This window comes from Pseudomonas sp. Irchel s3b6, assembly GCF_900187415.1.
Lineage (GTDB): Bacteria > Pseudomonadota > Gammaproteobacteria > Pseudomonadales > Pseudomonadaceae > Aquipseudomonas.
The window spans coordinates 61,592-81,956 of the sequence record NZ_FYDM01000011.1 but is presented as its reverse complement, the minus strand read 5'-3'; the positions used below and the strand labels follow the sequence as shown (position 1 = coordinate 81,956).

At 61.0% G+C, this 20,365-nt stretch carries 17 protein-coding genes, 1 tRNA gene and 1 pseudogene; 11 read left to right on the top strand and 8 right to left on the bottom strand.

What is annotated here, in order from left to right; all coding sequences use genetic code 11:
* Positions 1 to 201: 201 nt before the first annotated feature.
* Positions 202 to 865, top strand: a pseudogene (locus CKW07_RS18215) (tyrosine-type recombinase/integrase).
* Positions 866 to 982: 117 nt separating this feature from the next.
* On the opposite strand, the gene CKW07_RS18210 reads toward CKW07_RS18215, so the two are convergent.
* The 7 genes from CKW07_RS18210 to CKW07_RS18180 form a co-directional block, all read right to left on the bottom strand.
* Positions 983 to 1,834 carry a DUF4435 domain-containing protein gene (locus CKW07_RS18210; RefSeq protein WP_095146385.1) on the bottom strand — a complete coding sequence of 284 codons (852 nt, stop codon included), beginning with the start codon at positions 1,832 to 1,834 and terminating at the stop codon, positions 983 to 985.
* A complete protein-coding gene (locus CKW07_RS18205; protein WP_095146384.1) occupies positions 1,821 to 3,101 on the bottom strand; it encodes an AAA family ATPase in 1,281 nt (426 codons plus the stop codon). Before CKW07_RS18205 ends, CKW07_RS18210 begins: the two co-directional genes overlap by 14 nt.
* 402 nt (positions 3,102 to 3,503) lie before the next feature.
* Positions 3,504 to 3,577, bottom strand: a tRNA-Cys gene (locus CKW07_RS18200).
* A gap of 240 nt (positions 3,578 to 3,817) precedes the next feature.
* Entirely contained in the window at positions 3,818 to 5,164 is a 1,347-nt protein-coding gene (locus CKW07_RS18195) for a glutamine synthetase family protein (protein WP_095146445.1), read from the bottom strand.
* Between the two features lie 23 nt (positions 5,165 to 5,187).
* Positions 5,188 to 5,745, bottom strand: coding sequence for a helix-turn-helix domain-containing protein (locus tag CKW07_RS18190; RefSeq protein WP_095083345.1), 558 nt, complete (start codon positions 5,743 to 5,745; stop codon positions 5,188 to 5,190).
* A gap of 25 nt (positions 5,746 to 5,770) precedes the next feature.
* Positions 5,771 to 7,060, bottom strand: coding sequence for an FAD-binding oxidoreductase (locus tag CKW07_RS18185; RefSeq protein ID WP_095146383.1), 1,290 nt, complete (start codon positions 7,058 to 7,060; stop codon positions 5,771 to 5,773).
* Positions 7,061 to 7,180: 120 nt separating this feature from the next.
* Entirely contained in the window at positions 7,181 to 8,206 is a 1,026-nt protein-coding gene (locus CKW07_RS18180) for an AraC family transcriptional regulator (RefSeq protein WP_095146382.1), read from the bottom strand.
* A gap of 212 nt (positions 8,207 to 8,418) precedes the next feature.
* On the opposite strand from CKW07_RS18180, the gene CKW07_RS18175 reads away from it, so the two are divergent.
* The 3 genes from CKW07_RS18175 to CKW07_RS18165 are packed head-to-tail and all read left to right on the top strand — an operon-like array spanning position 8,419 to position 11,069.
* Positions 8,419 to 9,603, top strand: coding sequence for an acetyl-CoA C-acyltransferase family protein (locus tag CKW07_RS18175; protein ID WP_095146381.1), 1,185 nt, complete (start codon positions 8,419 to 8,421; stop codon positions 9,601 to 9,603).
* Positions 9,604 to 9,613: 10 nt separating this feature from the next.
* The gene (locus CKW07_RS18170) at positions 9,614 to 10,465 is read left to right on the top strand and encodes a 3-hydroxybutyryl-CoA dehydrogenase (protein ID WP_095146380.1); all 852 of its coding nucleotides are present in this window, start codon (positions 9,614 to 9,616) and stop codon (positions 10,463 to 10,465) included.
* Positions 10,458 to 11,069 carry a TetR/AcrR family transcriptional regulator gene (locus CKW07_RS18165; protein WP_095146379.1) on the top strand — a complete coding sequence of 204 codons (612 nt, stop codon included), beginning with the start codon at positions 10,458 to 10,460 and terminating at the stop codon, positions 11,067 to 11,069. The genes CKW07_RS18170 and CKW07_RS18165 overlap by 8 nt, the downstream gene beginning before the upstream one ends.
* 70 nt (positions 11,070 to 11,139) lie before the next feature.
* On the opposite strand, the gene CKW07_RS18160 is transcribed toward CKW07_RS18165, so the two are convergent.
* Positions 11,140 to 12,597, bottom strand: coding sequence for an MFS transporter (locus tag CKW07_RS18160; RefSeq protein WP_371850656.1), 1,458 nt, complete (start codon positions 12,595 to 12,597; stop codon positions 11,140 to 11,142).
* A 129-nt stretch (positions 12,598 to 12,726) separates the two neighbouring features.
* Here CKW07_RS18160 and CKW07_RS18155 point away from each other — a divergent pair, with 129 nt between their 5' ends.
* The 7 genes from CKW07_RS18155 to CKW07_RS18125 all read left to right on the top strand — a co-directional run bounded on the left by CKW07_RS18155 (position 12,727) and on the right by CKW07_RS18125 (position 20,362).
* Entirely contained in the window at positions 12,727 to 13,644 is a 918-nt protein-coding gene (locus tag CKW07_RS18155; protein ID WP_095146377.1) for a LysR family transcriptional regulator, read from the top strand.
* Between the two features lie 151 nt (positions 13,645 to 13,795).
* Positions 13,796 to 14,644 carry a helix-turn-helix transcriptional regulator gene (locus tag CKW07_RS18150; protein ID WP_095146376.1) on the top strand — a complete coding sequence of 283 codons (849 nt, stop codon included), beginning with the start codon at positions 13,796 to 13,798 and terminating at the stop codon, positions 14,642 to 14,644.
* A 177-nt stretch (positions 14,645 to 14,821) separates the two neighbouring features.
* Positions 14,822 to 15,937 (top strand): ABC transporter ATP-binding protein, encoded by a 1,116-nt coding sequence (locus CKW07_RS18145; protein ID WP_095146375.1) that lies wholly within the window; start codon positions 14,822 to 14,824, stop codon positions 15,935 to 15,937.
* Positions 15,938 to 15,976: 39 nt separating this feature from the next.
* Positions 15,977 to 17,119 (top strand): PotD/PotF family extracellular solute-binding protein, encoded by a 1,143-nt coding sequence (locus tag CKW07_RS18140; RefSeq protein ID WP_095146374.1) that lies wholly within the window; start codon positions 15,977 to 15,979, stop codon positions 17,117 to 17,119.
* 31 nt (positions 17,120 to 17,150) lie between these two features.
* Entirely contained in the window at positions 17,151 to 18,068 is a 918-nt protein-coding gene (locus CKW07_RS18135; RefSeq protein ID WP_095146373.1) for an ABC transporter permease, read from the top strand.
* Between the two features lies 1 nt (position 18,069).
* Positions 18,070 to 18,897, top strand: coding sequence for an ABC transporter permease (locus CKW07_RS18130; RefSeq protein ID WP_095146372.1), 828 nt, complete (start codon positions 18,070 to 18,072; stop codon positions 18,895 to 18,897).
* A complete protein-coding gene (locus CKW07_RS18125; protein WP_095146371.1) occupies positions 18,890 to 20,362 on the top strand; it encodes an aldehyde dehydrogenase family protein in 1,473 nt (490 codons plus the stop codon). Before CKW07_RS18130 ends, CKW07_RS18125 begins: the two co-directional genes overlap by 8 nt.
* Positions 20,363 to 20,365 lie beyond the last annotated feature (3 nt).

The following is a 20,365-nucleotide window of genomic DNA, read 5'->3' as shown; positions in this document are numbered from 1 at the left end:
AGCAGCGCCTTTTCAAAGTCGTATGGAGTTACCGTTACTCACGTCAAGCAGCCGCTCTGACCTCGCTCACAGCACGACCAATCCAAGCAGCCCCCTGCCCTTACCAAGCTCTCGGGCCTTGCCTTCGCTAATGCCGTAGTGCCTGCCCACACGAACCATGTGCCACCGCTTGACGCATCAGCGCGAAAGCCGGAGATGTAGATGGGTCGACTATTTGACGATGACGAATCGAAGATCATCCCCGGGCTGAAGCCGGGCACGCAGAAGGATTACATGAAGGGGCTGAAGCAGCTACGCAACGCATTCGACGCCGCGCCTATCGAAGCGATCACCCCCTCAGGTGATCGCCCAGGCGCCACCTGAACCACAAGACGCGATGGACCTGGCCTATCTGACCGCTCAACGGCCGGCCGACGTGCTGAAGGCCTCAACCAACGACCTCAATAATGGTTTCCTGCTGGTGGGCCAGGGCAAGACCGAGAAACACCTGCGCATCCGCCTACACGACGGGACAGACGCATCAAACCTCAGCACCTTCCTCGATGCCCTGCTTGAGCGCAAAGCCATGGCCGGCATCAGAAGTTCAAGTCTGATCACCAACCAGACGGGCCTGCGAATGAGTTACGCCGTGCTGAGAAATCGCTGGGATGAAGCCCGGGAGAAAGCAACTACAACGGCCGCAGCCGATGGAGACACATAACTTGCAGACGCCATCCGACAATTCCAGTTCAGAGACATTCGACCTAAGGCAGCCAGCAAGATAGAAGACATTCATCATGCTAGTAGATTACTCGGACACTCGACCGAAGACATGACGAAAAAAGTTTATCGCCGCATTGGCGAGATAGTACGCCCCACGAAATAACTATAAGTGGTTATTTACCTACACCCACCTAACTATGCATACACAAATTTTCTCGGTGAGCGCGTACATCTCGTGTTATAAAATTAATGTAACACAAGATCAGCACACTATGGAGAACTATGCAATACTCCGCCCCCAAGCACTAACCTTTTCTACTTCAGCGCGATAGTGCGCTGCATGCTCACTATCACCAGACAGAAACGACTGTAAAGATTGAATAGCACCGAGATACATAGCGTCGTAAGAGCAATTAGATTTCTTTGCAGCCGAAGTCAGATAATTTGATATGAATGCATTCACTGCACTCTGAAGAAAGTGACCCCGAAAGAGGAAAGGCAATCTCAACGGATAACGTGCAATCAATGCTTCAATCTCAGACTTCTCAGCATCATTCAATACACGCCCAAAATTTTTAATTAAATATGACTCTAATTTACTTTGATTAAATACACAGGATTTTTTTGACTGCATAAATCCCGAGCAATTATCGGGCAACCCAACTCCCCAGCCGCCAATACTATTGGCAAGGTCAAAATGCAGATAATTCTTTGAGCATTCAAAAAAAGCATCGAACCACTGCTCTACAGAAACCTGATCTACCGTAGCAACCCTAGCAAGAACCGAGAGCATCTCGGCAACTGAAGAGGGTGTAAACAAAGTATTTTCTATTGCATATCCGTAGGTATAAACAACACGATTGTCCGTGACGTGCGTATTACGGATTTTTGTATGATCAGCATCTCTCGCCGCCAAAACACGCAAGTCTTCATTTATAATTCTTTTAATTTTTCTATCAATCTCTACAGCGCCACCTAGAGGAATAACTTCAATTGTAAAATTACAAAATTCTTGGAAAACTTTCGACCAAAACTGCACATCATCATCGCCCTCGACGTACAATACATAAGACGATCGATAAAATCTAGACAACACATTGACAGCATCAGCTGAGTAATCAACTTTGGACATTGGTGATATCCGCCATATCAATAATGTTGTTAAGAAATTTCCCGGCAACTTCAGGTGAATGGGTTGCGACGATCACCTGTGCCGTAGGATTCAAACTCCTTACAGCTGGAATAATCTGTCGCTGCCAACTGATATGGAGCGAAAGTTCCGGCTCATCCGCTAAGAAAATGAACGGCTGCTCCCTCTGCAATAACGCCTCGGTAAGAAGTATGAGCAACTGCTTTTCCCCAGAAGACAGTTTCTGAATAGTAATTTCAGTCTGACCACTTAAAATCAATTTCCCGCTTTCAAAACAGAATTTCTTATCAGTAATAAATTCATGCAACTGCTTCAAAAACAACTGAACAGGGCTGAATATCTTATCAATTTTCGACTCTGCTATTAGCGACATATCAGAAACCATTCGAGCGCGCTTACTCGCCTCCAATGGAGCAAAGTCAACTACAGACAAATCATAATTATCGTCTTTTTTATTGATAATTTTACGTATTTTTTCCACTGTGCTTCCGACAGCAGTGACGTGCTCACTTACCCGCCGCTGTAGAGCAACTCCTGTTATACCAAGCTGCTCGTATGCGGAAACAATTGCTTGCCTTTCTTTTTCCGCATCAAAATCCAGCGCATACCCAACTTGGTTCTTTTCAGTGTTCGAACGATAAAGAAGAGACATCAGAACATCTTTCTGCAAGTTTGCCGAGATTTCCCTAGCTCTCTGAGAAAGATTCAACTGATAAGCTGTAAGATTCTGCATCAACTCTTGAAGTCTTAAATCAACAGGCCCCGCAAACTTCCTCTGAGTAGACCTCTCCATGCTTTCAGAGTCGACCGCACGGTATCTATATACTGAAAGCGAGGCCAGGGAAACGAGCGAACTCATTTCTTCCTTAATCCTTGATATAGCTTCATTCATCACCCTACGTCTATAGGTCGCAGGACCTGATCTAATATCATCCGAATGAAAGAGCGGGAAGTTGAATTTTTTTCGACCGACCCAATAGGTGATTATAGAGTAAGCTTCATCATTGTTTTTGGTTACACGTATCTGGCGACTACTTTTACCATGCGATAGCACAACATGAACATTTGAAAACTCATTCTCTGCTATTCCAGCCACATCCACAGCTAAAACAGCATGCAGAATATTCATAAACGTTGTTTTACCGGTCCCATTATTTCCGATAATTACGTTCACACTCTCATCGAATACACTTCTAACATCATACTTTTGCCAGAAGCCATTTATTTCAACTTTACTAATTTTGTACACGAAATTATTTCCCGCAAATTAATTAGAGTGCAGAGAGCAGATGCAAATAAATATTGTTTGCGTGTAAAGCGTTAAATTCGATAATGAGACCATTGGCCATTTTATGCCCTTCCTTGGTGCCGAGCGGTTTGTTGATAGTCATCACCGCTTGATATTTCATGAGGCTATCAAAACGCCATCCAAGCGTCCACGACCATTTCGCCAGAATACGAAGCTCCAGATGCTGAAATTACAGCCGATCCTGTCGGCCCCTTTCCCATCTTGAAAACAAGTCAACGGACCGAGTGCTGCCGCCCCCAATGCATGCAGTTGCGGAACACCTTCCGAAAATTGCGGAACACCTGACTTTTCTACAGGCATAAAAAAACCCCGTAACTCATTGAGCTACAGGGTTTTTAAAAGTGGAGGCCGAGGTCGGAATCGAACCGGCGTAGGTGGATTTGCAATCCACTGCATAACCATTTTGCTACTCGGCCTCAAATGTCAGATGCCCTAAAAGCAACATCAAACACATACAAACTGGAGAGGGAATCTAGATTTGCATCTACTTCCAACCCTTTGAAATCTAAAGGGTTTTTCTCGTTCCCTAATCAGGAATGGACGCAATTCTGGACTGCTTCTCTGGGCATGTCAAGAACGGGAAGTAAAAAATCTCCAACCCGGTCAACGCTGTGGTTCGGCCATGGTGGCCGAACCACAGTTCACTCCGGCGTTTGCTAGAGGTACCAGCGATATTCCCGGGCGGTGATTTCCTGTTGGAAGGCCAGGTGGTCCTGGCGCTTGTTCTCGCAATAGACATCGACGAACTCCGCCCCCAAGCCTTGGCGCAGCTGCGGTTGGTGTTGCATGGCACGTACGGCTTCGAGCATTTCCAGGGGGAAGTCGATGCCGCTGTTACGGTCTTCGTTGAGCGGCGGGATCGGTTCGCGGCCGGCTTCCAGGCCCTGTTCCAGTCCGACCAGGATCGCCGCCAGCACCAGGTAGGGGTTGGCGTCGGCGCCGGCCAGGCGGTGTTCGATGCGCAGGTTTTTGCTGTCCGACTCGGGAATGCGTACGCAGGCGTCGCGGTCTTCGAAGCCCCAGCTGGCCTGGGTTGCCGCGTTCACGGTGCCGCCCAGGCGGCGGAAGGCGTTCTGGTTCGGGGCGAAGATCGGCATGCAGTGGGGCAACAGTTCCAGGCAGCCGGCCACTGCATGGCGCAGGGCCTGTTGCTGGTTGGCGGCCAACAGGTTCTGGCCTTCGCCATCGTAGAGGCTGACGTGCACGTGCATGCCGCTGCCCGGGTGCTGCAGGTAGGGCTTGGCCATGAAGCTGGCGCGATAGCCGTGCTTGAGGGCGACGCCCCGGGTGCTGCGGCAGAACAGTGCGGCCCAGTCCGCGGCTTGCAGGCCGTCATTGAGGTGGCCGAAGTTGATCTCGAACTGGCCGGGCCCAAGCTCCGCGGTGATCACCGTGGTGTCGACGCCCTGGGCGCGCGCGGCCTCGACCATTTCGTCGAGGACCGGAGCAAACCGTGACAGGCGTTCGATGTGCATGTTCGGCTGGTCGTCGGTATCGTCGGTCAGGGGGTCGCGGGGGAACTGCGGCTGGCCGTCACGCAGTTGCTTGTCGAACAGATAGAACTCCAGTTCGAACGCCACCACCGGGTGAATGCCTTTGCGCCGCAAGCGTTCCAGCACTTGCGCCAGCACTTCGCGGGGTTCGAATTCGATGGGTTTTTCGGTGCCATCGGAGGTGATCAGCATCTGGCCCACCGGCTGCGCTTCCCAGGTCACCGGCTTGAGGGTGCCCGGTACCAGGCGCCGCACCGCGTCCGGGTCGCCGTCGTGGAAGCAGTAGTCGCCGATTTTGAACAGCCCGCCCTGCACCCCCAGCAGCACGCAGTTCTGCGGCAACTTGAGGGCACTGCCGGCCGCCACTTTTTCGAGCATCTCGATCGGATAGCGCTTGCCGTAGAAGTGCCCGGGAATGTCCAGGGAGATGAGGTCGACGTAGCGCACCTCAGGGTAGCGTTGGCGGAAAACACGTACTTCAGCCAGCAGGTCGGAACAGGCAGCGTCCATCATCAAAGTTTCCTGTGTTGTTATCAGGTGTAAACCCACAGCACGCGGGTGAGTTGGTCGGTGAGGTTGCCGTAGCGACAGCGGGTATGGCTGTCGAGTTGAAAGCTGTCGCCGACCACCAGGGTCACCGGTTCGTCGTCTTCGTCCAGCCACAGCGTCAGTTCGCCTTCGAGCACGTAGCCGCCCTGCTCCGAGCTGTCGCTCAAGTGCCGCTCGCCACTGCTGGCACCGGCTTCCAGCCGGCTTTCGAGCATGGAGAACGAGGCCCTGATTTTCGGTGAAACGAGGATGTCGGTAATGCCGTTGGCGTAGTACAGCGTGCGGCGCTCATCGGGCCGGGTCACCCAGGGCAGCACCTTGGGCTTGGGCAAACTGTAGAAGTAGGTGGTGGGCACGCCCAGGGTTTCGCTGATGGCCGTCAGGTCCGCCACCGTGGGCCGTGACAGGCCGCGCTCGACTTGCGACAGGAAGCCCACGGAGCGGTCGATTTTGTCGGCCAGCTCCTTGAGGGTGTACTTCTTGTGCTTGCGCAGGTCGTGGATGAGGATCGCCAGCGCGGCGATTTCTTCTTGCTTGTTCATGCCAGGGTTTCCCAAAGAGAATTCATCAAATGCTGTCACGCAGGCGGTACCACGCCTTGCCGATGGCTTCCAGGGGCGCCGCCAGGTATTGGCCACCGGGGAAACGCTCATTGTTCAGGCCCTGGTACAAGGCCAGCCCATCCGCGTCACCGAGGATTGCGTCGGACACCGCACGGGCAGCGGCCAGGGTCGGCAGCACGCCATGCCCGGAATAGCCCTGCAGCCAATAGAGATCGCCCCGCCGGCCGATATCGGGCGTGCGTTTGAGGGTCAGGTCGATATGCCCGCCCCAGGCGAATTCCAGTTCGACCCCCTTGAGCTGGGGGAACACTCGCTCGAGAAACGGCCGGGTCGCCGCGGCAATGTCCCGGGGCATGCCCCCCAGGTAAGTGCAGCCGCCACCGAACAGTAGGCGGTTGTCCGGTGTGCGGCGGAAGTAGTCGAGCACGAACTGGTTATCGGTGACGCAGACGTTGCCCGGGAGCAAGGCGCTGGCCTGCCCGGTCGGCAGCGGCACCGTGGCCACCTGGTAGGTACCCACCGGCAGGACACGGCTGGCCAGTTGCGGATCGAGCTGGTCGAGGTAGGCATTGCACGCCAGCACCAGCACGTCCGCCCGGACACTCCCGCGCTCGGTGGTGACCCGGTACTCACCGCCCTCCTCTCGATAACTCTGGGCTTTGCTCTGTTCAAAGATGCGCCCGCCCGCGCGCTCGATGGCCGCGGCCAGGCCCAGGGCCAGCTTCAGTGGGTTGAGGTGCCCGCCTTCGGGGTCATAGAGCCCCGCCTGATAGCGGTCGCTGGCGACCCATTGGGGCAACTGGTCGCGGGGGATGAACTGCAGGGCATCGTAGCCCCACTTGTGACTGGCCTCATGCTGCCACTGGGTGAGTAGCCTGACCCGGCGTGGCATGACCGAGGTCCACAGATGGCCGGGGCGATAGTCGCAATCAAAACCATGGCGGGCCGGCAGCTCGCGCAATTCCTGCGCGGCCCAGCACATGCTGTCCCACAGGCGGCGCGCACGCTCATGACCGAGCGCGGCCTCCAGTGGGGGCATGTCACACGACCAACCGAGTATCGCCTGCCCGCCATTGCGCCCCGATGCGGCCCAAGCCACGCGACTGGCCTCCAGCAGCGTCACCCGCTTGCCCGCCAGGGCCAGGCGCAGGGCCGTGTGCAAGCCACTGAAGCCGGCCCCGATGATCACCACCTCGGTACGGTGCTCGCCCTCGAGCGCCCCACGCTCCAGCAAACGCTCCGCACAACTGTGGGCGTAATAGCTGGCGACATGCTGGGTGGACTGCTGGAACATAGGGGCACCATGAAATTATGTTTTTATAATTTCATGAAAAACTACAGTATAAATTTCACGTACGCAATCCACCCCGGCATCGAGCACCTTCAATGGGGGTTTACCCGACGACTTGCCGACTCATTCGTGGTCGGGCGACTTGCCCTGGAACCGCGCCCGGTAACGCCCCGGACTCTCGCCCGTCCACTTCTTGAAGGCACGATGGAAAGCGCTGGGCTCCTGAAAGCCGATCTGCTCGGCAATCGCGGTGATGCTCGCCGGGGTCCGGCGCAGTTGCTCGATCGCCACGGCGCGGCGCACCTCGTCCTTGATTTCCTGGTACGAACCGCCTTCGCGCTCCAGCCTGCGCCGCACGGTACTGGGGCTCAGGTGCTGTTCCTCGGCGAACACCTGCAAGGTCGGCCATTGGCTGTAGTGGCTGTTGCGCAACCGCTGATGAACCTGGGAGGCCAGGCCATGCTGATTGCGGAAGCGGATCACCAGCCATTGCGGCGCGGTACGCAAGAACGACTTGAGCGAGGCCAGGTCCTGCACCACCGGCAAGTGCAGAAAGCGGCTGTCGAATTCGATTTCGGTGCACTCGGCGCCAAAGGTCAGGTTGTTGCCCCAGAGCAACGCATCGTCACTCAGGGACAGACGCGGATGACGAAAGTCCGCGCGGTCGATGGGAATCCGCCGCCCACCCAGCCAGCACAGCAGGCTGATCATCAACACCAGGAAGGTCTCTTCGGCGAAACGCGCCACTTCATCGTCGCGGGCCTGGGTCTGCACGCTGATCACCGCGCGCTTGCCGCGCACCGTCAAGGTGCCGCGAAAGTCACGCAGGAACAGGCCGAAGTTGACCAGGCACTGGCGCATGGCTTTTTCCAGCGTCGGCTCCTGGATCAGCGCGCGGCAGATCAAGGCGAAACTGCCGGGGGGCATGCCGTGGGAGTCGAGCCCGAAGAATTCGTCGTTCAATTCGCGGATCTGCGCCAGCCACAAGGCGGCAAATGCGCTGGCGGGCACCCGCGCGGCCGGCTGGTCGATCAGGGCCGGATCGATGCCGGCGACTTCGAGTACAGACCGCAGGCGCTGCGGCTGGTCACGCAGCGCATGGATCATCGGGTACATGAAGTAGACCGCCACCGAATCCGTTTCCCGCATGTGTTCCTCTCTGGCTCATCATCCAAACATGGCAAAAAACGCCACCACCCTTGCACAGTTTTGGCATAGGCCACTGGCGTGCCTGACTCTAGACTCGCGGCCATATCAACCGGCACTGCAGCGCAGCCCGCCAGACGTCGCCCATAGTACGCGAGCGGCTGGCGGTCCACGATGTTTAGCCAACGAATTGAAGACGTACCGAGGAATCCACCATGAACCCTTCCGATATTTTTGTAGTCAGCGCCGTCCGTTCTGCCATTGGCGCCTTTGGTGGCTCGCTCAAGGACGTTTCGCCCATCGACCTGGGCACCGCCGTCAGCCGTGCCGCCATCGAGCGCTCGGGCCTGGCACCGGAACTCATCGGCCACGTGGTCATGGGCCATGTGATTCCGACCGAAACTCGCGACGCCTACGTGTCCCGGGCCGTGGCGATCAATGCCGGCCTGACCAAGGAAACCCCGGCGTTCAACGTCAACCGCCTGTGCGGTTCCGGCCTGCAGGCCATTGTCAGTGCCGCCCAGAGCCTGATGCTCGGCGATGCCGATGCGGCCCTGGCCGGTGGTGTCGAATCCATGAGCCGCGGCGCGTACATCCTGCCGCAGGCACGTTGGGGTGCGCGGATGGGCGACATGCAGGCCGTCGACTACATGCTCGGCGCCTTGCATGACCCGTTCGCCGGCATTCACATGGGCATCACCGCGGAAAACATCGCCGAACACTACGGCATCACCCGCCAGGCCCAGGACCAACTGGCACTGGTCAGCCAGCAGCGTGCTGCCCGAGCCATTGCCGAAGGACGTTTCGAAGGGCAGATCGTGCCGATTGAAATCGCCACCCGCAAAGGCACGGTGACCTTCGCCACCGACGAACACGTGCGCACCGATGCCAGCCTGGAGCAACTGGAGCGCATGAAACCTGCGTTCAAGAAAGACGGCAGCGTCACCGCAGGCAACGCCTCCGGCCTGAACGACGGCGCCGGCGCGCTGGTCCTGGCCACCGGCAAGATGGTGATGGAGCAAGGCCTCAAGCCCCTGGCCCGCCTGGTGAGCTATGCCCACGCGGGTGTCGAGCCGTCGATGATGGGCCTGGGGCCGATTCCCGCCACCCGCCTGGCGCTCAAGCGCGCCGGCCTGACCGTCGCCGACCTGGATGTGATCGAGTCCAACGAAGCCTTCGCCGCGCAAGCCTGCGCCGTTGCCCAGGAACTGGGCTTCGACCCGGAGAAGGTCAACCCGAACGGTTCCGGTATCTCCCTGGGCCACCCGGTGGGTGCAACCGGCGCGATCATCGCCACCAAGGCCATCCACGAACTGCATCGCAGCCAGGGCCGCTATGCGCTGGCGACCATGTGCATCGGCGGCGGCCAGGGCATTGCCGTGCTGTTCGAACGCGTTTAAGGACATGAGCATGAATCTGCAGCACATCGGCGTGATTGGCGCCGGCACCATGGGCAACGGCATCGCGCAGGTCTGCGCGCTGGCCGGCTTCAACGTGACCTTGCTGGACATCTCCGAGAGCGCCTTGCAGAAGGCGCTGGCCACCGTGGGCAAAAACCTCGACCGGCAGGTGACCAAGGGCACGCTGAGCGAAGGCCAGAAACTCGCGGCCCTGGACAAGATCCGTACCGACACCGACTACGGCAGCCTGCACGGTGCGCAAATGGTGATCGAGGCCGCCACCGAGAACGTCGACCTGAAACGGCGCGTACTGCAACAGATCGCCGCCCAGGTCAGCAGCGACTGCGTGATTGCCTCCAACACCTCGTCGCTGTCCATCACCGAGTTGGCGGCCAGCGTCAGCGAGCCGGGGCGGTTCATTGGCCTGCACTTCTTCAACCCGGTGCCGGTCATGGCGCTGATCGAAGTGATTCGCGGCCTGCAAACCAGCGACGCGACCCACGCCCTGGCCCTGGAAATGGCCAAGGCCCTGGGCAAGACCGCAATCACCGCCGGCAATCGCCCGGGCTTCGTGGTGAACCGGATCCTGGTGCCGATGATCAACGAAGCCATCCAGGTGCTCGATGAAGGCCTGGCCAGCGCCGAAGACATCGATGCCGGTATGCGCCTTGGTTGCAACCAGCCCATCGGACCGCTGGCACTGGCCGACCTGATCGGCCTGGACACCTTGCTGGCGATCATGCAGGCGTTCTACGACGGCTTCAACGACAGCAAGTACCGCCCTGCGCCGCTGCTCAAGGAAATGGTTGCCGCGGGCTACCTGGGACGCAAGACCGGTCGTGGTTTCCATCGCTATGACTGATCGCTGCTCACGCTTTGCCGAGAGCCGGGACAAGGCCCTGGAGCTGTTCGCCAGCAAGGGGTTCGGCCAGGTCGGCATGCGCGAGCTGGCAACGTACCTGGGGCTTACCCCAGGTTCGTTGTATCACCATTTCCCCAGCAAGCAGCACTTGCTGCTGGACCTGATCGAGGAGTTCTACGAGGAACTGCTGACCACCCTCAGCCGCCTCGAGCGGCAACCCCGGGACTCGCGCGACAGCCTGCACGCCCTCATCCAGGCCCACCTGAGCCTGCATCAGGAGATGCCCTGCCACTACCGCTTGGTGGAACGCGACAGCAGTTGCCTGAACGAGGATCAGCAAGCCCGCGTCCAGCAGTTGCAGGAACGCTATGAGCAGCACTTGATGCGCCTGCTCTGCACCACCCAGCGCCTGCCCGACCTCCGCTCACAGGCCACCGGACACGCCATCGCCAACCTGCTCAACGGCGCGCCCAACTGGCTGGCGCAGCACCCGCTGGAAACCTGGGAACGCAACCGTCTGCTGGAAAGCCTGATGGTCGGCGCCATTGAACGCGTGCTGTGGGATGACGCCCAGATGGCCGCTGTTCAGGCCAATGTCGCCTGAGCAATGCCGCCCCGTCGCAAGACCCTGTCACCTCCCTCGCCCCATGACAACCCGCCCGTTTCCAACTCCGTCACAGCCCCGGCTCTCCTGCCTCCGAGCCCCTGAAGCGCCGCGCCAGCACCTGACTGGCACCGGCAATGACCAACGCGACCATGATCAACACGACGGCAACCGCAAAGGTGATCTGCATGCCGGTCCCAATGGCCTGCAGCTGCGCACTGGTCAGGTCGGACACCCCCGAGCCCAGGGCAAACACCGCCCCCATGAATGCCGCCCCGGTGATCAACCCAAGGTTGCGTGACAGACTGAGCAACCCGGCGATCACGCCACGCTGCTGCGCACTCACACCGCCCATGATCAAGGTATTGTTGGCCGTCTGGAATAACGCATAACTGGCGGTCAGGCCCATCATCGGCACGACATAGCCGGCGATCCCCAGGCGGGCCGGCAGCATCGCCAGCCCACTGGCGCCAAGGGCCATGGACACGAGCCCGAGCACCGTCATCCGGCGGGCGCCGAAACGGTCGACGATGCGGCCAGCCGGCACCCCGGTCAACGCCGCGACGCAGGGGCCCGCCGACAGGACCAGCCCGACCGTCAGGGCATCGAACTCCAGCCCACGGGCGAGGTAAAACGGCCCGACCACCAGGGTCGACATGATCACCGTCGAGACCAGCAGGCTCATGGCAAGGCCCGCGCTCAAGGATCGATTGCGCAACAGCGCCAGGCACACCAGCGGCGCTTCAACCCGTGACTCGACCCAGGCAAAGAGCCCGGCGCCACAAGCGGCCGTCAGCAGCAAAATGCCGTTGAGCGCGCCGAAGTGGCCCTGGCCGAGGGTCATGGCCAGCGCATACGCGGCGAGCGTGAGCGCCAGCACCAGCGTGCCTACGGCATCAAAAGCGGCTTTGTTGCGTGGTGTGCGTGGACGGTCCACGGGCAAGTATCGCCAGGCAAGCAATAGACTGATGATGCCCAGCGGCACGTTGATCAGAAAAATCGCCTGCCAGCCGACACTGGCGATCAACACCCCGCCCAGGGACGGCCCCAACGTAGTACCGAGCGCCGACATTGACCCCAGCAAGCCCATGGCCCTGCCGGTTCGGGCCTGGGGCACGGTGTCAGCGACCAAGGCCACGGTCAGGGCCATCATGATCGCGGCACCAAGGCCCTGCACGGCGCGGGCAGCAATCAGCCAGCCGAGCGTCGACGCCAGGCCGCACGCCAGTGAAGCGCCGGTGAAGATGCCGATCCCAACCAGCAGCAAGCGCCGGCGCCCTACCAGATCACCGAGCCGGCCGACACTGACGATCAAGGTAGTGATGGCCAGCAGGTAGGCCAGGACAATCCATTGCACCTGGGCAAAGGACGCGTCGAACACCCGGGCCAGGGTCGGCAAACCGGCATGGGCGATGCTGGTATCCAGTGACGGCAACACCATCGACAGTGACAGACTGGCGAGCGCCCACCGGGCAGCAGGTATCGGCTTCGCGCCTTCAGCGGTATTGGCCTGGGTCATGGCATTCATGGTTAGTGGCTCCAGAAAAGTCGTAATCCAGAGCCTATGCCGGTTGCTGGCAAGGCGGAAGACGCAGCATTTGCACTCAATACCTGCACCAGACGCCATGCCATGACCAGGCCGTGCTACCGTACAAGTATGTCGACGCCCGATCTGAACTTACTGATTACCCTGGACGCGCTGCTCGCCGAAGGCAGCGTTGCGCGCGCGGCCCAGCGGCTGCACCTGAGCCCATCGGCGATGAGCCGGGCGCTGGCGCGATTGCGCACCACCACCGGCGACCCGCTGCTGGTCAGGGCTGGACGCAACCTGGTGCCAACTCCGCGTGCCATCGCCTTGCGCGAACAGGTCCGGCAACTGGTGCACGACGCCGAAGCGGTGCTGCGTCCGGCCGAACAACTGAACCTTGGGCAACTGGTTCGCACCTTCACCCTGCGCACCAGCGACGGTTTCGTGGAAAATTTCGGCCCCGGCCTGATCGCCCGCCTGCGCGCCGAAGCCCCCGGCGTACGCCTGTTTTTCCTGCAGAAACTCGACAAGGACAGCGCGCCGCTGCGCGACGGCAGCGTCGACCTGGAAACCGGCGTGGTCAGCGAGTCGACCAGCCCGGAGCTGCGTAGCCGGGCCCTGTTCGAGGATCGATTCATTGGTGTGGTGCGCACCACCCACCCCTTGAGCCAGGGCGAAGTTACCCCGGCCCGGTATGGGGCCGGCCAGCACATCCTGGTGTCACGCCGGGGCCTGGCCAAGGGCTTGCTTGACGAGCGATTCCAGTCCCTGGGGCTGACACGGGACGTTGTCACCCTGGTCAGTGGCTTTTCGGCCGCGCTGGCACTGGCGCGGGCTTCGGACCTGATCGCCACCGTCCCCGAACGCCACACCCACCACCTGCGTGCCGGCCTGTACAGCTTCGTGCTGCCGCTGCCGGTGCCCCCGATCACCCTGTCGATGATCTGGCACCCACGGATGGACGCCGATCCCGCCCACCGCTGGTTGCGCGAGTGCATTCGCCAGGAGTGCGCCAACGTGCTCAGCCAACCGGCAGCCGAGTTCTGATACCTCGGCTGTAGCCGTCGGTAACATCGCGCCCCATCCAGGTGCGCCCGGACACCGAAGCCCCCTTGCTCTATCCGTCAAGCAAGGGCCCCCCGTTGCCGTGGCGTATTTTGTGCATGTCTTGGCGACTCCATTTCGTTCGAAGCCCCCCATGCGCCCCAAGGAACTGAAACTCTGGACCACCGGTGTCGCCCATCTGCTGGACCTGCCCGCCGGGCACCCACGGCTGGCGGGCTTGAGCCACTGGTTGCGGCAGGTGTGCCCGGTCGATCATTTCGTGTTGTTCGTCTACGAAGGCAACCACCGCCCCCTGGCCTTGTTCGACACCTTCCCCGCCGACAAGCGCGCGGTGTATGTCGATGACTACCAGTGCGGGCCCTATCTGCTCGACCCCTTCTACCTCGCCTGCACCCGCCGGCAGGCACCTGGCCTGTGGCGCCTGCGCCAGTTCGCGCCCGACCATTTCTACCTCGGCGAGTATTACCTGACCTATTACCAGCAAACCGGCCTGGCCGAAGAAGTGGCGTTTTTCGTCGACCTGGGCGACGGCGCCATGGCCGTGCTCTCGCTGATGCGCTCCAGCGCCAACTGCGCCTTCAGCCGCGATGAAATGCAGTTGATCGAGTGCGCCCAGGCCGTGGTCGAACAGGTCATCGGAGAAGCCTGGCGCCAACGCCAGGCCCAGCAGCCGCGCCCGGCCCAGGACCTGGACTTCAAGATTCGCGAAGCCTTCGACCAGTTCGGCGCACACACCCTCACCGGCCGCGAACAGGAAATTGTCCGACTGCTGTTGCGCGGCCACTCCAGCGCCTCGGTGGCCGAACAACTGACCATCAGTCCCGGCACGGTGAAGATCCACCGCAAGAACATCTACGCCAAGCTCGGCATCGGTAGCCAGTCCGAACTGCTGGGGCTGTTCATCCGCGAGCTCACTGAGGATCAGTTGCAAGCTTCAAGCTACAAGCTGCAAGAAGATCGCAGCCGCGCCATCGGCTTGTAGCTTTTGGCTTTTGGCTTTTGGCTTTTGGCTTTTGGCTTTTGGCTTTTGGCTTGTAGCTTGCAGCTTGCAGCTTGCAGCTGCCCCTATCCTATCCCCCAAGGGATATATACACGGCAAAACCCCCGTTGCTAGTTTGGCCCTCGACGCACTGATGCATCACTGCAAGGGAGCCGGACCGTGAACGACAGCCAGCCAAGCGATATCGAATTCTGCAATGTGGTCAAGCGCTATGGCGAGGTGCCGGCCGTCGATGGCCTGAACTTCACCGTGCGGCGGGGCTCGTTCCATTCCTTCCTTGGCGGTTCGGGCTGCGGCAAGACCACCACCCTGCGCATGATCGCCGGCTTCGAGCAGCCCACCAGCGGTGAGGTGCGCCTGGCCGGTAAAAACGTCGCCGGAGTGCCTGCCTTCGAACGCCCGGTGAACATGGTGTTCCAGCATTACGCCCTGTTCCCGCACCTGACGGTGGCCCAGAACATCGCCTACGGCCTGCGTTATCGCACTCCACGGCCGGACAAGAACACCCAGGCGCGCATGGCCGATGAGGCCCTGGAAATGGTGCGCCTGAGCGGCTTCGGCCAGCGCAAGCCGAGTGAGCTGTCCGGCGGTCAACAACAGCGCGTGGCCCTGGCCCGGGCGCTGGTCAACAAGCCCACGGTATTGCTGCTCGACGAGCCGCTGGCGGCCCTCGACCGCAAGCTGCGCAAGGAAATGCAGTCCGAGTTGCTGCGCCTGCAGCGGGAGGTCGGCATCACCTTCGTGCTGGTCACCCACGACCAGGAAGAAGCGTTGTCGATGAGCGACAGCATCAGCGTGATGCACAACGGTTCAATCATCCAGACCGCCACCCCCGAACAACTCTATGAAGCCCCGGCCAGTCGCTACGTGGCCGACTTTATCGGTGAATCGAATCTGTTCAACGGCACGGTACACCGGCTGCACGGCAACTCGGTGGTGTTGCGCACCGCCCAGGGCCTGGAGCTGACCAGCCCGCTGACACCCACCGGTAAACCCCTGAGCGCTGACGCCGACGGCTGCATCGCCGTGCGCCCGGAGCTGATCAGCATCGCCGGCGCCAACACCGACATGACCCGCGAAGTGACCCTGCAAGGCTGCGTGGAGGACCGCATCTACCTGGGCAACTCCACCGAATACCGGGTGCGCACCCGGGCCTTTGGCGTGGTCTGCGTGCGGGTGCCGCGCCAGCAGGATCACGGCGCCAACGTATTCGAACACGGCGCTGCGGTCAGCGTCGGCTGGGATCACGCCAATGGCTTGGCCATGGCGTTGTAAATCATCGATTCGTTTCATCAACCGGATGTGGAGCGTGCCATGGACCAGAAGACGTTTATCAAAACCCTGCGCAGCTGGCAGAACGGCTCGATCAGCCGCCGTGAATTCCTCGGCCGCACGGGCCTGGGCATTGCCGCGGCAGTGGTCGCCAGCAACCTGCCGGGCCTGCTGACCTCAACCGCCGAGGCGGCCGAGTCGACCAAGCTCGGCGATCGCCTGTCCCTGGCCACTTGGCCGAACTATCACAGTCAGGAGAACCTCGACGCCTTCGCCAAAACCACCGGCGCCCGGGTCTCCATGAGCGTGTTCGGTTCCAACGAAGAAATGCTCGCCAAACTCCAGGCCGGCGGCAGTGGCTGGGACGTGCTGGTGCCGACCAACTACACCATCAGTACCTATGTCGGCCTGGGCCTGATCGAACCGCTGGACCTGTCGCGCATTCCCAACTTCGATGCCGCCGCCTTCCAACAGAAGTTCATGGCCCAAGGCACGGTGGACGGCAAGGTCTATGCGGTGCCGAAAAACTGGGGCACCACCGGCATGCTCTACGACAGCGGCAAGCTGAAGGACGGCCCCACTAGCTGGAAGCAGTTCTGGGAAGCCGCCCAGGGGCCCGCCAGCGGCCGGGTGATGGTGCACGACTACCAATTGACGGCCATTGGCAACGCCCTGAAAAGCTTCGGCTACAGCTTCAACTCCCTGGACCCGAAAGAACTGGCCGAGGCGGAAAAGCTGCTGATCCAGGTCAAGCCCCACCTGTTCGCCATCAACTCCGACATCCAGCCCTCGATGCGCAGCGGCGACGCCTGGCTGGCCATGTGCTGGACCGGCGATGCCTCGCAATTGCACCGCGACAACCCGCAGATGCAGTTCGAGCTGGGCAAGGAAGGCGGCGAACTGTGGAGCGACTTCTTCGCCATCCCCAAAAGCTCGGAGCACAAGGACGCGGCCTATGCCTTCATCAACTACCTGATGGACCCGCAGCACAACAAGCTGGAAGTGTTGAGCCACGGCTACCCCAGCGGTGACAAGCGTGTGGATGCCCTGCTGCCGGTCGCCATGCTCGACGATCCGATCATGTACCCGGCTGCCGAAGCCTTGAGCCCCCTGGAGTTCGGTGCCGCCGCGACACTCACCAGCCCTGCGCGTGCCGAGCTGATGGCCCGCTTCAAGTCCGCCTGATCGCTTTGCCATGGCCCACGAGGAGTCGCCCATGAATGCCGCCACCCACCCGCAGACGGTGCTGCCGGGCAATGCCCTGTCCGCCGGGGCTCGCCCACGGCGCAGCCTCGGTCGGCGGATCACCCTGCTGATGCTGTTGCCCTCGACCCTGTGGTTCCTGCTGCTGTTGCTGATGCCATTGGTGATTATCCTGGTGTTCAGCTTCGGTGAGCGCAGCGCCGTCGGCGGGTATGACGGCGGCTTCACCCTGGGCAACTACCTGAACCTTGGCTCGCGGGCCGCGGCGTTCGGCAACACCTTGTTGTTGGCGCCGCTGGGCACCCTGGTGTGCCTGGTGGCGGCCTACCCGCTGGCGTACTTCCTGGCGGTCAAGGTCAGCCGGAACCGCTCGCTGTTGCTGACGCTGGTCATCGTGCCGTTCTGGACCAGCTTCCTGATCCGCACCTATGCCTGGATCTTCATCCTCAGCGGCAAGGGGATTCCGGCGCTGCTGGCCAGCCTGGGCCTTGAGGACGTGCGGTTGATCAACACGCCGTGGGCGGTGCTGATCGGCATCGTCTACGGCTACCTGCCGCTGATGGTCTTCCCGATCTACGTCAGCCTGGAAAAACTCGACAAACGCCTGCTCGAAGCCTCCGCCGACCTCGGTGCCAGTGCCTTCGAAAGCTTTCGGCGGATCACCCTGCCGCTGTCCGCGCCGGGAATCATCACCGGGGTGATGCTGGTGTTCATCCTGCTGATGGGCGAGTTCCTGATCCCGGCCATTCTCGGCGGCGGCAAGGTGTTCTTTGTCGGCAATGCGCTGGTCGACCTGTTCCTGCAATCGCGCAACTGGCCGTTCGGCAGCGCGCTGGCGATGACCCTGGTGGCGATGATGCTGGTGATCATCGGCCTGTATTTGAAGCTGGTGGCGCGCTACGGCAGCCGCCCTGCCGACGGAGGCCTGTGACATGTGGCTGCGCAGTTATTCCACTTCGCTGTACCTGTTCCTCTACGCCCCCATTGCCCTGATCGTGCTGTTCAGCTTCAACGCCGGGCGCAGTGGCCTGGCCTTCGAATGCTGCTCGGTGCAATGGTTCGGCCGCGCCTTCGGCAACCCGTTCATCATGGAAGCGCTGGGGCACAGTGCGTTCATTGCCTTCTGTTCGGCGGTGCTGGCCACCCTGTTCGGCACCCTGGCGGTGTTCGGCCTGCAACGGGCCGGGCGCAAAGTGCGCCTGTTGTTCGATGCCCTGACCTACTGCGCGATCATCATCCCCGGCATCGTCATCGGCATCTCGACGCTGATCGCCTTCATCAGCCTGTTCGACCTGATCAACCCGCTGCTGGCCCGCTGGCTGCCGGATGTGCCCCGGTTGAACATGGGCTTTTTCACCGTGATCGCCGCCCACTCGCTGTTCACCATGGCCCTGGTGATGGTTATTGTGCGCAGCCGCGTCGACTCCCTGGACAAGGCCTTGCAGGAAGCCTCGGCCGACCTGTACGCGCCGCCCATGGCCACCTTCTGGCGGGTGACCCTGCCGCAGATCAGCCCGGCCATCATGGCCGGCTTCCTGCTGGCGTTCACCTTCAGCTTCGACGATTTCATCATCGCCTTCTTCGTCGCCGGGTCCGAAACGACCTTGCCGATCTACATCTTTTCCTCGATCCGCCGTGGCGTGACGCCAGAGATCAACGCGGTCTCGACCGTGATCATCTGTGTCTCGCTGGCCCTGCTGTTCACTTCCCGCTACCTGCAAAACCGTCGCGCCGGCGGCCAGGAGTCTCACCATGCATGATCAGCTCTACATCAACGGCGAATGGGTCAGCCCGGACCTGGGCGGTTACCTGGAGGTCATCGACCCGGCCACCGGACAGGCCTTTCATCAAGTGGCGGCAGGCACCGAGGAAGACATCGACCACGCTGTGCGGGCGGCCCGACGCGCGTTCGACAACGGCTGGGGCCGGACCTCGGGCGCCGAGCGTGCGCAGTGGCTGGAGGCGCTGGCCGATGAACTGGAAAGTGGCCAGCCGGCACTGGCCGAACTGGAAGTGCGGGACAACGGCAAACCGCTGCCCGAAGCGCAATGGGACATCGGCGATGCGATTGGCTGCTTTCGTTACTACGCCGGCCTTGCCCGTGAACTGGACGAACGCCAGGACCAGCCGCTGGCCCTGCCGGATGCCCGCTTCCGGTGCCGCATCCGTCACGAGCCAATTGGCGTAGCGGGACAGATCATCCCGTGGAACTACCCGCTGTTGATGGCCGCCTGGAAGGTCGCGCCGGCCCTGGCCGCCGGTGCCACGGTGGTGTTGAAACCGTCCGAACTGACGCCCTTGACCGCCCTGGAACTGGCCGCCGCCGCTGATCGCATCGGCCTGCCCGCCGGCGTGCTGAACCTGGTCACCGGCCTTGGCGCCGAGGCCGGCAGCCCACTGACCGAACACCCCGGTGTGGACAAGCTGGCCTTTACCGGCAGTGTGCCGACCGGGGCGAAAATCATGTCGGCGGCTGCCCGAGACATCAAGAACATCAGCCTGGAACTCGGAGGGAAGTCGGCGTTCATCGTGTTCGACGATGCCGATGTCGAGGCGGCCGTGGAATGGATTCTGTTCGGGATCTTCTGGAACCAGGGCCAGGTGTGCAGCGCCACGTCACGCTTGCTGGTGCAAGAGCGCATCGCTGCGCGACTGATCGAACGACTGGTGGAGGAAACGCGCAAGATCACCATCGGCCCGGGCCTGCAGCCCGGCGTACTGCTGGGTCCGCTGGTGAGTCAAAGCCAGTACGACAAGGTGCTGGGGTTCATCGACCAGGGGCTGGCCAGTGGAGCCCAGCTGTTGACCGGTGGCCGCCGTCCGGCCCACCTGCCCCAGGGCTATTTCGTGGAGCCGGCGATCTTCGATGAGCCTGGACACAGCAGCATCCTCTGGCGCGAAGAAGTATTCGGCCCAGTGCTGTGCATCAAGCGTTTCAAGACTGAAGACCAGGCCGTGCAGATGGCCAACGCCAGCCGATTCGGTCTCGCCGCCGCCGTCATGAGCGCCGACCCGCAGCGCACCACACGCATCGCCAACCAGCTACGGGCCGGCATTGTCTGGGTCAACTGCTCGCAGCCGACCTTTGTCGAAGCGCCCTGGGGCGGCATGAAACACAGCGGCATAGGCCGGGAACTGGGCCAGTGGGGGTTGCACAACTACCTGGAGGTCAAGCAGGTGACCGAGTACATCAGTGACCAGCCGTGGGGCTGGTACCTGAAGTAACCT

Bases quoted from the DNA above. Each gene is read 5' to 3' on its own strand.
- CKW07_RS18210 (WP_095146385.1), bottom strand. From the start codon at position 1,834: ATGTCCAAAGTTGATTACTCAGCTGATGCTGTCAATGTGTTGTCTAGA.
- CKW07_RS18195 (WP_095146445.1), bottom strand. From the start codon at position 5,164: ATGGACGCTGCCTGTTCCGACCTGCTGGCTGAAGTACGTGTTTTCCGC.
- CKW07_RS18190 (WP_095083345.1), bottom strand. From the start codon at position 5,745: ATGAACAAGCAAGAAGAAATCGCCGCGCTGGCGATCCTCATCCACGAC.
- CKW07_RS18185 (WP_095146383.1), bottom strand. From the start codon at position 7,060: ATGTTCCAGCAGTCCACCCAGCATGTCGCCAGCTATTACGCCCACAGT.
- CKW07_RS18180 (WP_095146382.1), bottom strand. From the start codon at position 8,206: ATGCGGGAAACGGATTCGGTGGCGGTCTACTTCATGTACCCGATGATC.
- CKW07_RS18175 (WP_095146381.1), top strand. From the start codon at position 8,419: ATGAACCCTTCCGATATTTTTGTAGTCAGCGCCGTCCGTTCTGCCATT.
- CKW07_RS18170 (WP_095146380.1), top strand. From the start codon at position 9,614: ATGAATCTGCAGCACATCGGCGTGATTGGCGCCGGCACCATGGGCAAC.
- CKW07_RS18165 (WP_095146379.1), top strand. From the start codon at position 10,458: ATGACTGATCGCTGCTCACGCTTTGCCGAGAGCCGGGACAAGGCCCTG.
- CKW07_RS18160 (WP_371850656.1), bottom strand. From the start codon at position 12,597: ATGAATGCCATGACCCAGGCCAATACCGCTGAAGGCGCGAAGCCGATA.
- CKW07_RS18155 (WP_095146377.1), top strand. From the start codon at position 12,727: ATGTCGACGCCCGATCTGAACTTACTGATTACCCTGGACGCGCTGCTC.
- CKW07_RS18150 (WP_095146376.1), top strand. From the start codon at position 13,796: ATGCGCCCCAAGGAACTGAAACTCTGGACCACCGGTGTCGCCCATCTG.
- CKW07_RS18140 (WP_095146374.1), top strand. From the start codon at position 15,977: ATGGACCAGAAGACGTTTATCAAAACCCTGCGCAGCTGGCAGAACGGC.
- CKW07_RS18135 (WP_095146373.1), top strand. From the start codon at position 17,151: ATGAATGCCGCCACCCACCCGCAGACGGTGCTGCCGGGCAATGCCCTG.
- CKW07_RS18130 (WP_095146372.1), top strand. From the start codon at position 18,070: ATGTGGCTGCGCAGTTATTCCACTTCGCTGTACCTGTTCCTCTACGCC.
- CKW07_RS18125 (WP_095146371.1), top strand. From the start codon at position 18,890: ATGCATGATCAGCTCTACATCAACGGCGAATGGGTCAGCCCGGACCTG.